The sequence below is a fragment of the Oleiphilus sp. HI0086 genome (assembly GCF_001635225.1).
Window position 1 is genome coordinate 1 of the sequence record NZ_LWFZ01001391.1, and the last position, 15,410, is coordinate 15,410.

Sequence of the window (15,410 nt, forward strand, 5' to 3'; positions counted from 1 at the left end):
CCTTATTCGTTATTGGTCGGGATTTAGTAATTTTTCTAACTGATCGTTTAGAATGGTATTTTTTTCTAAACGACCGGTCAAGAATAATCTATAATTAGTTTTTATTAGTACATTCATTGAGAAAGGCATATGGGTCGTAAGTTAGCATTTGATGCGGATAGAGTGTTGCATAAAGCAATGAAGCTTTTCTGGCTTAAGGGTTATGAAGCAACGTCTATGCAAGACTTGGTAGATGAGCTTGGGATTAACCGCTTTAGTGTCTACAATACCTTTGGTGATAAGAAAGAAATATTCATAAAGGTCTTAATGCATTATAGGAAGACTGTTCTAGCTTATTTGTTAGCGCCGCTTAAGAGTGATAAGCCTGCAAGGCAGCGTTTAGATGATTATTTTGTTTTGCTTTTGGAGCAGCTTCAGTCTGAAGCGGGTTCGTTAGGATGTATGATGCAGAATACTGGCTTAAGCCAGATTTCAAAAGACGCCGATGTGAGGTCGGTTCTAAAGCTGCTGGTCGATGATCTTCGTGATGCTATTTTTAATGCAATAAATGAAATACAAAGAGAGCAGCCAGCTACAATGAGAAGTGAGGATATGACTGCATTTGTGCTCTGCCAGCTTCAAGGGATGATTGTCTGGCGCAGAGCTGTTAACTCTAAAGCGCAGATTGAAGGGCAGATGCAAATACTAAGAAATACGGTCGCTGCCTGGTAAGGTGGTTTCTAACGAGGCGTTAGGATTGTGTTACCTCGAGAAGTCCAGTCGGATAGGTAAATACTGCCCGCGGAGCGGCTTTCGTCATAATGATCGCCACTAAGATTTTCTATTTTTAGTAGGTCTACATGAAGGTTACGTGAAATAGAAATTGAGTCACCACTTAGTTGCTTCATTTCATGCTGAAAATTCTTCGGTTTATAATTTATTTCACTGGTGGTGGTAAAGCTTTGTGCGGCACCGCTGACAACTGAATTATCTTCAATAGTTAATGTTTCAGTTGGCGAAGCTATATCATTACTAGCTTGAGTGGTAGCCAGTCCACCGTCTTCAATTTTCTTCAGCTCGTGGGATGCAAAATCTTGTGTATCTTCTGCTTCATTGTATGAATTTTTCCCGTTAGAGTTCGTTGCTTCGTCATCTTCGCTATCGACGGTTAAGCCTGCAGCAGGCGAGCCGTATATGTCCAAAACAGAGATGCCGGCAATGGCAGAGACGTCGTCCATGTCTGACTCGCTCATTGCCAAAGATTGATAAGTGGCAATAGTGCTCTTTTCTTGAGAATTAATTGGCTGCGAAGCAAGTGACTTACTTGCTATCAACATTAAGGGCAGAGAAATACTAAGAATAAGCGGAGCTTTCATTTCAACAAGACACACAACATAGTAAAGCTAAAAAAATATTCCATTCGAACATATCGCTGCAGATCAATTGCGGCTGGTTACAAATAATACAGTTTTAAGTCCTATATGTACATTTAATAATGTGAATATTATTCACGTTATGCTTGTTGTTTATTTTACTAAACTCAATTAACGCTATTGCTAATGAGGGTCTAAACTTAGAGTCATGTGTAAAGACGGCTTATTTTTGGCGGTGATTCGCGTGCCAGGATTGGCTTTCTTAGAGAATAATAATATTTAGTGTCCTAAGGAGTGCTCTATGTTGGATGATTCTGATCCAATTGAAACCTCGGAATGGTTAGAAGCTATTCAGTCTGTAATCGATAATGAAGGTATGGAGCGAGCGGAGTATTTGCTTGCTTTACTATCTGAGAAGGCTCGCAAGTTAGGTGGTGAGTTACCATATTCAGTGACGACGCCGTATTGCAACTCAATTCCTACTGACCAAGAAGCTCGGATGCCCGGCGATTTGTTTATGGAACGTAGGATTCGCTCTCTTATTCGCTGGAATGCAATGGCGATGGTACTCAGGGCAAATAAACGGCCGGGGGAACTAGGTGGACATATATCCTCGTTTTCTTCGAGTGCGACACTTTACGATGTTGGCTTTAATCACTTCTTTCACGCGGGAAATGATAAGCGCGAAGCGGATCTTATATATATTCAAGGGCATACTTCGCCAGGTATCTATGCTCGTTCCTTTATCGAGGGGCGGCTTTCTAGAGAGCAAATGGATAATTATCGAAATGAAGTAGATGGAAATGGTTTGCCATCATATCCTCACCCCTGGTTAATGCCTGATTATTGGCAGTTCCCAACGGTATCTATGGGCTTAGGGCCCTTACAAGCCATCTATCAAGCGCATGTGATGAAGTACTTACATAGTCGAGAGCTTACTGATAAAAGCAATCGAAAAGTCTGGTGCTTTGTAGGCGATGGCGAGACAGATGAGCCTGAGACGCTTGGCTCCATAGCTCTAGCAGGGCGAGAAAAACTCGATAACCTGATATTTGTCGTGAACTGTAACCTTCAAAGGTTGGATGGGCCTGTTAGAGGAAACGGTAAAATTATTCAAGAACTTGAAGGGGTATTCCGCGGCGCAGGGTGGAATGTTATCAAGGTTATTTGGGGACGGATGTGGGACCCTCTGTTTGATCAAGATACTGATGGCTCGATGCAGCGCGCGATGGATGAAGTGGTTGATGGCGAGATGCAAAACTTTAAGTCAAATGGTGCGGCTTATACGAGGAAGCACTTCTTTGGTCGCTATCCGGAGCTTGCCAAGTTAGCTGAGCAATTGAGTGATCGGGATATTGAGCAACTTAATCGTGGCGGGCATGATCCTTACAAGGTTTATGCTGCGTATCATAAGGCGGTTAATCATAAAGGTCAGCCGACCGTTATTCTGGCGCACACGATCAAAGGTTATGGCTTTGGTAAGGTTGGTGAAGGAACAAACAGTACTCACTCGCTGAAGAAACTTGATGTCGAAACACTTAAGGCATTCCGTGACCGGTTTGGGGTGCCTGTCAGCGATGACGATATAGAATCAATCCCTTACTATCAGCCATCAGCAGACAGCCCTGAAGCTGTCTATATGAAAAAACGCCGAGAGGAACTAGGTGGATTCTATCCAAAACGGCGTGCCCAGAGTCAGCCTTTGGTGACGCCTGACTTGAGTTTTTTCAAGAATCAACTAGAGGGCAGTGGTGAGAGAGAAATCTCAACTACCATGGCCTTTGTTAGAATGCTTTCGTCCTTAACTAAGGACAAGCGTATCGGTAAGCGCGTCGTGCCAATCGTGCCGGATGAAGCGAGAACCTTTGGTATGGAGGGAATGTTTCGTCAACTTGGCATCTATACCTCTGAAGGTCAAAAATACGTGCCGAATGATAGTGATCAGGTGATGTACTATCGTGAAGATCAAGGTGGACAGATTCTGGAAGAGGGGATTAATGAAGCGGGTGCAATGGCTGCATGGATGGCCTGCGCAACCTCATATAGCACTCATGATTACCCGCTCATACCGTTCTATATTTACTACTCAATGTTTGGGTTTCAACGTGTTGGGGACTTAGCGTGGGCGGCGGGCGATATGCGTTCTCGCGGCTTTCTTGTTGGTGGAACTGCAGGTCGAACAACGCTCAACGGAGAAGGGCTGCAGCATCAAGATGGACATAGTCATATTATGGCAGGAACGATACCGAACTGTATCGCTTATGACCCCGCCTATGCCTGTGAATTAGCGGTGATTATTCAAGATGGTTTACGTCGTATGTATCAGGAGAATGAAGACGTTTATTACTATTTGAGTATTATGAATGAAAACTATAAACAGCCTGCTTTGGTCAAAGACTCCGAAGAGGGAATCCTGAGAGGGATGTACTTATTCGATACCCTTAAACCTAAGGGGCGAGGAAAGAAACTCAGCGTTCAGTTAATGGGTAGTGGTGCCATATTAAATGAAGTTAGAGTTGCTGCCGAAATCTTGCGTGATGAATATAACATCGCAAGTGATATTTGGAGTGTCACTAGTTTTAATGAATTGGCGCGAGATGGCATGAAGACCGTTCGTTGGAATATGTTGAACCCGGATAAAAAGAAAAAAGTAAGCTATGTCGAAACTTGCTTGGGTGAACGTGAAGGACCAGTGGTGGCATCGACTGACTATATCCGCCTTTATGGCGAGCAGATTCGAGCATACTTACCGAAGCGCTATACGGTTCTGGGGACTGATGGTTTTGGCCGGAGTGATACTCGGCAGAAATTAAGACAGTTTTTTGAAATTGATCGACACTATGTCGTGGTGGCGGCTTTGAGTGCACTTTCTGAAGAAGGGAAGGTTGAAGCGAAGGTAGTGCTAGATGCGATGCGCAAATTCGGTATTGACCGAAATTGTCTAAGTCCAACTCAACGATAACCAGGAGACGATGATGAATTCGATAGAAGTCAAAGTCCCCAATGTCGGAGTTGAGGGCGAAGTAGAGGTTGTAGAGGTCTGTGTATCTCCTGGTGATGAAATTGAGGTCGACAGCTCACTTATTGTATTGGAATCGGATAAGGCGACCGTTGAGGTACCCAGTCCATGTGCGGGGAAGGTTGAATCAGTTTCTTTGACAGTAGGAGACAAAGTCAGTGAAGGTTCCTTGGTACTGGTGATGGAACCCTCTGAGGGGAACGCTCAGCTTGAGGAATCAGCTTCGGAAGAGAAGAGTCCGGGCGAAACACCGCAAAGTGAGCTTGTTCAGGTAGCTGTACCGGATTTAGGCGGAAGTGAATCGGTTGAAGTCATTGAGGTCTTGGTTGAAGTAGGTGATGCCTTAGAGTGTGATCAGGCGATGATTGTGCTGGAGTCTGATAAAGCAACCATGGAGATACCTTGCTCTGAGTCGGGTATTTTGCAAACGCTTAATATCAAAGTTGGAGACAAGGTTTCCAAAGGTGATATTATTGCAGAGCTCAAGGTTGAAGGTGGTTCATCAGCAGCGAATGCTAACGAAGAAATCAGCAAGCCTAGCAATGAAAATAAGCCCAAACCTGAGCATGACACTGATGCCCGGGAAGAGACAATCGTAAGTGAGGATGATGCGCCTGCGGTGCTGCCTCAGATTTCAGGAAGCAAGGTTCATGCAGGTCCTGCAGTTCGTAAATTTGCGAGAGAGCATGGAGTTGAGTTGTCTCGAGTAAAGGGTTCCGGGCCTCGAAGTAGAATTCTGAAAGAGGACTTAAGGAAATATATAAAGTCTCAGGTCCAGGCTGCGCAAAGTGGTAACCAAGGGGGGCTAGGTCTTCCTGAAATTGCTTTGCCTGACTTCTCAATATTTGGAGAAGTTGAAATCCAGCAGATGGATAAACTTCAGCGCCTTACTGCTAAGAATATGCAGGCCAGTTGGCTAACGGTTCCGCATGTTACGCAGTTTGATGAGGCGGACATTACAGACCTTGAGGCTTTTCGAAAAGGCCACAAAGCACAGGCTGAGAGTCGCGGCGTAAAGCTGACACCGGTAGCCTTCATTATAAAAGCGTGCGCTTATGCTTTGCAGCAGCTACCGCAGTTCAATGTTTCACTCGATATAAAAAACGAGAAAATTGTACGTAAGAAATATATACACATCGGCTTGGCAGTAGATACGCCTGCTGGCTTGGTTGTTCCGGTTATTCGCAATGTCGACCAAAAAAGCCTTTGGGATATTGCCCAGGAATGCCAGTCTTTGGCAGCCAAAGCGAAAGACAGAAAGTTGTCGCCAGCGGATATGCAGGGGGCATGTTTTACTATTTCTAGTTTAGGTGGTGTGGGCGGTACCGCCTTTACACCAATTGTAAATACACCGGAAGTGGCGATCTTAGGGGTATCGAAAGCGCAAATGAAACCGGTTTGGGATGGCGGTGAAGCCTTCAAACCACGCTTAATGTTGCCACTGTCTTTATCTTATGATCATCGAGCAGTTAACGGAGCCGATGCTGCGCGTTTCACAACTTTATTGTCACAGGTGCTAGGTGACTTGCGAGAGTTGTTATTGTAGGAAAAATTGTACAGAATGCGGGCAGTCATTAAATAATAAATTCAATAAATAGCTGTAGGCTGTCAATTAATTAGAGTAACTTCCATAATGGAATTTAAGACCCAGTTCATAAGCCGAGAAGATAGACGTATCGCTCGGCAATCTTTAAGCGGGAAGCACGGTTTCCAGGCGATGATTCGTCTGGAGCATAAAAGCCTCTCGGTTTCCCTCACAGACTTCTCAAGTTTGGGCTTTGCTATCTCGGTTTCAAAAGAGCATGCTGATGTTCTGAAAGTGGGAGGGAAAATAGAAGTATTAGTAAGCCCCTTGATACACCACGAGTACCTGATTAAAGGGCTTATTATAGACCGGCAGCCCATCAGGCAGGGGCAGGTAAAAATTGCGGCGGTCATTGAGCACGAACAGAGCAGTAAGCACGACCGTTTCCATCCTATCCACTTAAGTGCCGAACAAAGCCTAAAAGGACAAATGGTTCACCCTTTTGTCTACAAACAAAACGCCTATTTTGAGGTGGAGAGTTTGTCTCGCAATGGCTTCTATGCAAGCGGGATTCACACAGAGTTTACCTTGTTTGAAGGTATGGAGCTGAAGTATAGCTTGGGTTCGATTCAAGAGCTTCAGAATGTCGTCGGTAAGGTGTCCAACGTTTCGTTAACGGATCAGAATAAAATTAGATGCTTTATTGAAACGCCCTCACTTTCGTATTTGGCAGAAGACGAGCTGGCTCAGCATTGCTTCCATTTTGCACAGAAGACGCCGCGAGACATTAGTCGAGCGGGTATGAATGCCCAGCATATTCAAGAGCTGGTTCAGTATCGTTTTGTTGAAACTCAGGCGGAGTACGAAGCCGTCTTGAAATTGCGTCGCAAGTCATACGCGAGTATGGGGATGTGTAACAAAGATGACCCTATTGCACGCTTTGCTATGCAGCAGGATGCTTATGGTCGGATATTGATTGCTTTTCATAATGAGCGCGTAATCGGTAGTGCTTTGCTGGTATTTGGTGAGCGAGGTGAGAAGCCATTTGAGCTTGACCAGTTATTACCAAAGAGCCTTTTTGCAAAGCTGCCTCAATATGAAGAGCTTATGGAAATTACCGCGATATGTATTGAAAAGTACTATCAGGACACCGACGTTCTGCATGGTGTGTTTGAAAATATGTACCGTGAAGGCTTGTCGGCGGGTAAGAAGTACGTAATGGTTTCGAGTCTCGATGATTGGGTCTATCGATACAAGAAAATGGGCTTTAAAGGTACTGGTCTAGTGCTCGATCACCCTAAAAAGCCAGATGTTCAATTGAATGTAATGCTTTTGAATAAAGACACGGGTAAGTCAGGTAAAGGAATGAATCCGGTTCGCTGGTGGGTAGTTTGGGGGCATGTCAGCCTGCACCTATATCAGCGTCGAATCATAGAGTATACGCTGTTACAAAAGTGTCGAGTGCACTTCAATCGTGGACTGTTTGAATTGAATAGAGCTTTTCGAAATGGTAAACGTTGGTTTCGCTAGAGGTCGCTTATTTGAGGAGTTTAGCTGACTGAGTGTGAGGCTTGTGAGAGAGGAAAAATTCAACCCCGGAACGGGGTTGAATGAGGAATTCTTACTATGCAGGGTTTACATTTTCAGCCTGAGGGCCCTTCTGGCCAGAGCCTTCTGTAAATGTAACTGCTTGGCCTTCTGCCAAAGTTTTAAAACCGTCGCCTTGAATATTGCTGAAGTGAACAAACAAGTCTGGTCCATTCTCACGCTGAATAAAACCAAAGCCTTTTGATTCATTGAACCATTTAACGGTTCCTGAAAGTGTTTCTGACATTATCTAACCTTTTCCATTTTAATTTACTATTCAATGAGTACTCTGTAATAACTTTATAGGGGTTACCTGAGAGGCTCATATTGCTGTTTGAATTACCTATTTGAAGGGCTCTTCATCCTTTTTATAACTTGGGACAGAAACCAGCTCTTGCGAATATTTTCAAACTCAAGTTCAAGTGTAGTCAAGGATTGGGCTTTGAACAAAGAACAATGCAGAAAAAATTAACAAATATGACCTAATCTAGGAATAAGGTGTGAGATAGGTTTATTTGGCTGCCTTAGAACGACTTTTCCGGGCTTTTTCGAAGATATCTACGGTTGTGTTGTTTGTAATATGCCCTATAATGCTGCCAACATTATAGGTGTACTATAAATATCAAATGAGAGTAGGTGCACTATAAATATTAAATGAGAGATGAGGTGTTAAGTGAATAAGCTAATCAAAGTGTTGCTATCAACTGTAATGACTATGGCAGTCGTGTTCTCTGTTAATGCAGCAATGGATGAAGACTCTATTCGTGATCGATTGAAGCCGGTCGGTAAAGTATGTGTTGAAGGTGATGACTGTGGTACAGCTGCTGCAGCCGTAGCGTCAGGGCCTAAAAGCGCAAAAGAAATCTATGACACTTCATGTGCAGCATGTCACGGTACTGGTGCGATGGGCGCTCCGAAATTTGGTGATGCAGCGACTTGGGCTGATCGTTCTGCAAAAGGTGTGGATGCTTTGATCGCTAATGCTATTTCTGGTGTAAACGCGATGCCTCCTAAAGGTACATGTATGTCTTGCTCTGATGACGAGATTGCTGCGACAGTTAACTATATTCTTGAAAACAGTAAGTAAGTTATTAATTAGCAATAACTAGAACTGCTGTTAGACACAAAAAAACCGGACTAGATTTCTCTAAGTCCGGTTTTTTTGTGTCTGCAATTTACTTAGCTTCTATCTCTATCACGGCTTCGATTAGCCTTTCCTTTACGGTCTGGCTTGCTTCCGCTACGTCGATTTGAGCGAGGCTTAGTGTTTCGCTTATTAGGGCTAGGCCTTAAAGAGCCTTCGTCAACTTCATTCATAGAGAAGTTACGCAGATTGATTGGCTTGTTCGCGACACGAGCTGCTTTAAGTAAAGATAAAACCGACTTAGGCATGCCGTCAGGTAAGTCTACCGTACTGAAGTTGTTGTATATCTCAATTTGTCCGATGTATTCGCTATCTAAATCAGCAGTGTTTGCGATAGCGCCGACGATATTGCCAGGTTTGACATTATCTTTATAGCCTACGTCCAAGCGGTAGCGAACCAGTTTAACATCTGGATGATCCCTTAGTGGGCGAGGAGCGGCTTTCAACTTATCCATACCGCCTCGGCTATCTCTTTCTCTTGGTTCCCTTGGTTCCCTTTCTCGCTCGGGTTTGTTGATCTTTCTATCGCTATTCGGATCAAGCAAGAAGGGACGATTACCATTATTGATATGAGCGAGTGCAGCAGCAATTTTGATCGGGTCTGCATGACTTTCTTCAATGAGCGTTTCGATGATCTCTTGGAAAAAGCTGGTGTCGTTAGACTCAAGTAGCTCCAGGATGTTTTTCTTGAACTGGTCTACGCGAATCTGATTAATGACATTCGCTGTCGGCACATCCATTCGTGTAATAGCTTGGCTCGTTGCCTTCTCAATAGAGCGAAGCATGCGCTTTTCACGTGGTGTGATGAAAAGTATTGCATCACCTGAACGACCGGCGCGGCCTGTTCGGCCAATTCGGTGAACGTAGGCTTCAGTATCGTAAGGAACGTCATAGTTGATGACGTGACTGATGCGTTCGACATCCAGACCTCGCGCGACAACGTCAGTTCCGATAAGGATATCGATGCCACCTTTCTTTAGGCGGTCTACTGTTTTCTCTCGGGCCGCTTGTGCTATATCGCCGTTTAGAGCCGCCGCCGAATAACCGCGAGCGTTAAGTTTTGACGCAAGCTCTTCGGTGGCAATTTTAGTACGTACGAAAATAATGACACCATCGTAGGTTTCCATCTCCAAAACGCGAGTCAAAGCTTCTAGCTTATCGATGCCGGAGGTCATCATATAACGCTGGTTGATGGTTTTTGCCGTCGCTGTTTTATCAGCGATTTTAATGATCTCTGGGTCTGTGAGGTGGTTCTGGGCTACTTTCTTAATCTCGCGAGGCATGGTCGCAGAGAATAGGGCGATTTGCCGATCCTCGGGTGTGTGTTCCAATACCCATTCAACATCATCAATAAAGCCCATGCGTAGCATTTCATCTGCTTCATCAAGTACTAAGGTTTTTAGGGTGTTGAGTTTCAGCGTCCCGCGTCGCATGTGATCCATGACGCGTCCCGGAGTGCCAACCACCACTTGTGCGCCGCGCTTGAGCTGGCGTAACTGGTTGCTATAGCTTTGGCCGCCGTAAATAGGAAGAACATGGAAGTTCTTCATGTGTTTCGCATAACTTTGACATGCTTCAGCAACCTGAATCGCTAGCTCGCGTGTAGGGGCTAACACCAATACTTGCGTTTCAGACTTGTTTGCGTCGATATTTGCAAGTAAAGGGAGGGCAAATGCTGCAGTCTTTCCGGTGCCGGTTTGAGCTTGACCCAAAATGTCTTTGCCGCTAAGAAGTGTGGGTATTGCTTGAGCTTGGATTGGAGAAGGGGTTTCGTATCCAAGTTCCTTTACGGCTTTTAAGATATTTTCGGGGAGACCAAGTTGCTCAAATTGAGGCGTGGAGTCTGTCATAGTTAGGAATGCCTATCGATAAAATGGTTCTGACGCGAGGACAGAATAAAAGGGCGGCAATTATACGCAGATTTGAGAAAAAAAGCTTTGATTATTTTTTGATCGACTCTAAGGCTTCCTCTGCCCAGCTTAACCAGGCTTGTTCGCCAATGATTCCGCGCCTTAGTGTAAGGTAGGGAAGTTTATAGTTGGCTTGCTTCTCTGGGGGCAGGCTTAAGTAGCTCTGCTCTATCGATAGAAGGCTTTGTAATGTCTTTTGGTGTAGCGCTTGATGCGCTTCAATTTCCTCTAACAAGTTGTTTTGATCGATAAGGTGGCCGCCAAAAACCTTTACCAAGAGGGCATCATTGGTTTTATTCGGTTTTACCTGCGCCGATAGCCATTGCTTGAGCTCTTCAACGCCTTTTGCTGTGATGTCGTAAACCTTTTTATCGGGTTTATCAGTCTGTTTTATATTGTTGCAGGAGATAAAATCCTGCTCTAAAAGAACTTTTAGTTGCTGATAAATTTGCTGGTGGCTTGCATTCCAAAAATACCCTAGTCCTTCTTTAAATTGTTTTAATAGGTCATAACCGCTGCCTGGTTCGGTTTCTAATAATACGAGAATTGCGTGTTTTAAGGACATGGCTCAGCTCTAAATTGAATAGACATTGGCTAGTATATATTATTTTTCAATATGCAAGAAGTTGCATAATAATTTGTTTGCGGGGTAATATGTAAAAATAATGAGCTTGTCGTGAGCTTGGTTTTTTGTGTTTTTGACTGATTGATGCAGTGGAGAGAAATAATGGTGCGAACTGGAACTCGATATAGAAAAAACAAAGCAGATGATCATTATGATGTGATTGTTGTTGGTTCCGGAATAGGTGGCCTGGCAAATGCGGCCTTACTCTCAAAGTTGGGAAAGAAGGTTTGTGTGCTAGAACAGCACTATACCGCAGGTGGCTACACGCACGCCTATGAGCGCAATGGTTATGAGTGGGATGTTGGTGTTCATTATATTGGTGAGGTTCATAAGCCTTGGACGGTGCTACGCCGTTTGTTTGATGTGATCACAGATGGTCAGCTCAAATGGGAAGAGATGGACCCGCTTTTCGATCAAGTGATTATAGGCGGTAAAGAGTATAACTACCTAGCGGGAAAAGATGCTTTCAAAGACGAGATGAAGAAGAATTTTCCATCAGAGACTGAAGCTATCGATAAGTATGTGGAGCTTCTATATAAGGTAAGCTCTCTTGTGCCAAAATTCTTTGCCGGACAGGCAATGCCCAGAATGGCAGGTTTGCTCTATAACCGCTTTCGCCATAAATTTCTTCCGGATTATTTCTATAAAACAACTTACGAGGTGCTGAAAGAGCTTACTGATAACGAAGAACTTATCGGCGTCTTAACCGCTCAGTGGGGGGATTATGGTTTACCTCCTAAGAAAGCATCATTCATGATGCATGCGATGGTTGCGAAGCATTACTTGAATGGCGGTAGTTACCCGGTTGGGGGGGCAGCAAAAATTGCAGAGACAATTATTCCAGTGATTCAGCGTTCAGGAGGAAATGTCTTTACCTATGCTGGTGTGGATGAAATTCTCATCAAAAACAATAAAGCTTATGGCGTAAGGCTGAAGAAAGGTCAGGAAATTACGGCTGATGCAGTGGTAAGTTGCGCTGGTTTATATCCCACGGTGAATAAATTGCTGCCAGAGTCGGCTATCAAAAAGCATAAACTGAATAAGTTGTTAGAAAGAGTGGAGATTTCCTCGTCGCATATATGTATTTACGCGGGCTTTAAAGGTACGGCAAAAGAATTAGGGATACCTAAGAAAAACTTCTGGATATACCCGACGAGTGATCATGATGACAATGTAAGTAAGTTCAATGAGAGCTTGGAAGCAGAACTGCCGCTTACCTATATTTCTTTTCCTTCAGCAAAAGATCCAAGCTGGAATGAACGCTATCCTGGAAAGTCTACGGCAGAGATTGTAGCACCCTGTAAGCCAGAGTGGTTTGCGGAATGGGAAGGGTCGACCTGGAATAAGCGCGGGGAAGAGTACGAAGCGCTTAAGGTGAAGCTTACTGAAAAATTGATGAATATGCTTTACGAGCAAATGCCACAATTAAAAGATGCTCTTGATTATGTTGAGCTTTCGACGCCGCTTTCGACTCAATGGTTTCAATGGAATGAAGAAGGCGAGATTTATGGTATTGACCATAGCGTAGAGCGCTTTGAACAGGCGTGGTTGCATCCGGTAACGCCGATTAAAAACTTCTACCTTACCGGTGCTGATGTAGTGACTGCGGGTGTTGGTGGCGCATTGATGGCAGGTGTGATGACTGCTAGCGCAATGATGGGGGTAAAAGGCTACAAGGTTATGGGGTTAATAAAGAAGTGGCAGCCAGAACAAAATACGGAAGAGGCTTCGAAGGAATCGCTTCAAGCGGGGTAAATTCCACCTAATATTTTGCTCTTGCTTGCTCCCGTAACGGAGCAGGCATTGCCTGGCAGGTTGTTCAGTGTTTGTCTTGCTAACCAGGCGAAAGCGCTGGCCTCAACCAATTGCGGGTCTATTCCCAGGTCGAGGGTTGAACTTAAGCGATAGCTTGGAAGCAGGTTTTGGAGGCGAGTCATTAGTAGTTGATTATTGATGCCGCCGCCGCAGACGAAGATGTCGCAGCCATCACCATTAGTGCTGGTGATGATGCTGTTACTAATTGTGCTGGCCGTTAGCTCGAGTAGCGTGCGCTGAATATCTTCGCTTTGGAATGTGCTGTTTGCAATCTTATTGGCTATCCATGCTGAGTTAAACAGTTCTTTACCGGTGCTTTTGGGTGCTGTTTGTTTGAAATAGGGCTCGTCGAGAAAATCCTGTAATAAATCTTCGATAACAGACCCTGTGCTCGCCCAGTCGCCATTATGATCGTACGCTTTCTTTAAGCAGCTTTGAATCCATAGGTCCATAAGCATATTTCCGGGGCCTGTGTCGTAGCCGGATAGCTTGTTCTTTGTTTTTGAGAGCACTGAAATGTTCGCGATACCGCCAATATTGGCAACGATTCTCGTTTCGTTTGAGTCGCCAAATACTGCTTGGTGAAATGCGGGGACTAATGGTGCGCCTTGCCCCTTCGCGGCCATATCTGCCATTCTGAAATCGGTAATCGTCGTGATATTAGTGATGTGGGCGATTGTACTTGGGTCGCCTATCTGGAGTGAAAAGGGTTTGCTTGACTCAGGGCGGTGTCTGATTGTTTGTCCGTGACAACCGATGGCGCAAACATCGCTACTATTCTTGTTGGCTTTCTTGAGTAAATCGTTCACGGTTTCCGCAATAGCTTCACCTAGCTCGACACTGGCTTCGCCAAGGCGGTCTATCTCATTGTCGCCTGGTAGTGACAATGACTGAAGTTTCGACTTAAGCGAGCTTGAAAATGGTGCGCTAAATGATTCAATACTGGTGGTTTTGTTTTCAGATATTGAGGCAAGGACGGTATCGATTCCGTCCATGCTGGTGCCAGACATGACGCCTATATATAGTTTGTCTGCCATATCAGGGACTCTATCTGTACTTACTGATTAGAGGCGACTTGATAACTTTCTGAAAAGGTCTCGAGCTGTGCCAGGTATGAGTGTGTTGCTTTCTTAAAGCGAGCAAGCTCCTTTTTAGGGATAGGGCTCGCGTGTGGCAGTTTCACCTTTAGAGAGTTTTTGTGGACACCGTTAACTCTAAATTCATAATGAAGATGGGGCCCTGTTGAACGTCCTGTGCTACCGACATAGCCAATGATTTGGCCTTGCTTAACGCGCTTGCCCGAGCGGATGCCGCGTGCGTAGCCATTCATGTGAGCATAAAGAGTGGTGATGCTTTGTCCGTGTTGGATGATGACAGTTTTACCGTAACCACCTTTTCTGGCTGCATGAATAACCTTGCCGTCACCAGTAGCTTTGATTGGCGTGCCGGTCGCCGCGGCGTAGTCAGTGCCTTTGTGCGCTCTGATTTTATGTAGAATAGGGTGCTTGCGACGCAGGTTGAAGCGTGAGGAGATGCGAGCGAAGTCGACAGGCGTTCTGATAAAGGCCTTCCGCATGCTTTTTCCGTCAGGAGTAAAGTAATTACTAATGCCGTTTTCTTGTTCATAGAGGACGGCAGAAAGTTCTCGTTCACGGTTGTGGAAGTTGGCCGCTAAAATTCTGCCGTTTTTGTACTTTTCTCCGTCTAGGTATAACTCTTCATAGATTAGGTTGAACTTGTCGCCGGAGCGGATATCTAAAATGAAGTCGATATCCCAGCCGAAAATATTGGCTAGCTCCATAATTTGCGACTGTGAGAGCCCGGCCTTTTGCCCTGCAAGGAATAATGAGCTTTCTATAGTTCCCTCACCGTAGGCGATATGAACATCCGGGGTGCGAGTAACAACTTCTTTAGTGAAAGAATTGTTTTCATCCCGTTTAAATACAATTGACTTAAGGGGGGAGCGAACCAGTTTGATTTGGGAAAGTTGCTCGTTCTCATCGTTAAGAAAGGCGATCTTTTCGCCAGGGTAAATGTTGGCAATCTGCTTTGCAGCTTTCGACGAGTGTATAACGGAGTACATGATTTTATCGTTGTACCCGGCTTTAGCAAACAGTGTTGATAATGTATTGCCTGATTTGATATCAAAACTCTGCCAGTTTTCGACTTTAGGCGTTGGGCTGGCAATCAGGGGCTGCTGGCTGGGCTCTTGCGTGTTTAATGCTTTAACGCTCTCGCTGCTAGACAAAACCTGGTTATCTAGATCAATCTCGATGGACGTTCTGGTTGCATTGACTTTGCTGCTAGGGCTCAGTGCAAGTACAAGTGTCATTACCGCGCCGGTGAGGCTGGCGGCTATCATGTGCTTTTTTGGAAAGGCGTGAATCAACGTCTGGCCTGCTTTAATTAATTGCTTTACTCAATAAAGTGAGT

The 15,410-nt window shown here is 44.8% G+C and carries 12 protein-coding genes; 6 read left to right on the plus strand and 6 right to left on the minus strand.

The window, feature by feature from the left end; genetic code table 11:
• Positions 1-129: 129 nt before the first annotated feature.
• Complete coding sequence (locus A3756_RS23705; protein WP_068554852.1) at positions 130-711, plus strand: TetR/AcrR family transcriptional regulator; 582 nt, start codon at positions 130-132, stop codon at positions 709-711.
• Positions 712-719: 8 nt separating this feature from the next.
• Here A3756_RS23705 and A3756_RS23710 read toward each other — a convergent pair whose 3' ends face one another.
• On the minus strand, positions 720-1,355 hold the full coding sequence (locus tag A3756_RS23710; RefSeq protein ID WP_068750064.1) for a hypothetical protein: 636 nt from the start codon (positions 1,353-1,355) through the stop codon (positions 720-722).
• A gap of 298 nt (positions 1,356-1,653) precedes the next feature.
• Between A3756_RS23710 and aceE the strand changes: the two genes are divergently transcribed.
• The 3 genes from aceE (at position 1,654) to A3756_RS23725 (ending at position 7,426) form a co-directional block, all read left to right on the plus strand.
• Positions 1,654-4,314 carry a pyruvate dehydrogenase (acetyl-transferring), homodimeric type gene (gene aceE / locus A3756_RS23715; protein WP_068554856.1) on the plus strand — a complete coding sequence of 887 codons (2,661 nt, stop codon included), beginning with the start codon at positions 1,654-1,656 and terminating at the stop codon, positions 4,312-4,314.
• 10 nt (positions 4,315-4,324) lie between these two features.
• Positions 4,325-5,917, plus strand: a complete 1,593-nt coding sequence (aceF, locus tag A3756_RS23720) for a dihydrolipoyllysine-residue acetyltransferase (protein WP_231872189.1) — start codon at positions 4,325-4,327, stop codon at positions 5,915-5,917.
• 87 nt (positions 5,918-6,004) lie between these two features.
• Complete coding sequence (locus A3756_RS23725; RefSeq protein WP_068554858.1) at positions 6,005-7,426, plus strand: hypothetical protein; 1,422 nt, start codon at positions 6,005-6,007, stop codon at positions 7,424-7,426.
• Positions 7,427-7,520: 94 nt separating this feature from the next.
• On the opposite strand, the gene A3756_RS23730 is transcribed toward A3756_RS23725, so the two are convergent.
• Positions 7,521-7,730, minus strand: a complete 210-nt coding sequence (locus A3756_RS23730; RefSeq protein ID WP_068511735.1) for a cold-shock protein — start codon at positions 7,728-7,730, stop codon at positions 7,521-7,523.
• A 426-nt stretch (positions 7,731-8,156) separates the two neighbouring features.
• Between A3756_RS23730 and A3756_RS23735 the strand changes: the two genes are divergently transcribed.
• On the plus strand, positions 8,157-8,570 hold the full coding sequence (locus tag A3756_RS23735) for a cytochrome c5 family protein (RefSeq protein ID WP_231872168.1): 414 nt from the start codon (positions 8,157-8,159) through the stop codon (positions 8,568-8,570).
• A gap of 92 nt (positions 8,571-8,662) precedes the next feature.
• On the opposite strand, the gene A3756_RS23740 is transcribed toward A3756_RS23735, so the two are convergent.
• Positions 8,663-10,477 carry a DEAD/DEAH box helicase gene (locus tag A3756_RS23740; protein WP_068554860.1) on the minus strand — a complete coding sequence of 605 codons (1,815 nt, stop codon included), beginning with the start codon at positions 10,475-10,477 and terminating at the stop codon, positions 8,663-8,665.
• Between the two features lie 91 nt (positions 10,478-10,568).
• Positions 10,569-11,102, minus strand: a complete 534-nt coding sequence (locus A3756_RS23745) for a PadR family transcriptional regulator (protein ID WP_068513060.1) — start codon at positions 11,100-11,102, stop codon at positions 10,569-10,571.
• Positions 11,103-11,264: 162 nt separating this feature from the next.
• On the opposite strand from A3756_RS23745, the gene A3756_RS23750 reads away from it, so the two are divergent.
• Positions 11,265-12,917: an NAD(P)/FAD-dependent oxidoreductase gene (locus A3756_RS23750; RefSeq protein WP_082865470.1), complete on the plus strand. Its 1,653-nt coding sequence runs from the start codon at positions 11,265-11,267 to the stop codon at positions 12,915-12,917.
• Here A3756_RS23750 and A3756_RS23755 read toward each other — a convergent pair.
• Positions 12,905-14,014, minus strand: a complete 1,110-nt coding sequence (locus tag A3756_RS23755; RefSeq protein WP_068554863.1) for an anhydro-N-acetylmuramic acid kinase — start codon at positions 14,012-14,014, stop codon at positions 12,905-12,907. The two genes, A3756_RS23750 and A3756_RS23755, sit on opposite strands and share 13 nt — an antisense overlap.
• 20 nt (positions 14,015-14,034) lie before the next feature.
• Entirely contained in the window at positions 14,035-15,309 is a 1,275-nt protein-coding gene (locus A3756_RS23760; RefSeq protein ID WP_197481506.1) for an OapA family protein, read from the minus strand.
• Positions 15,310-15,410: the final 101 nt, after the last annotated feature.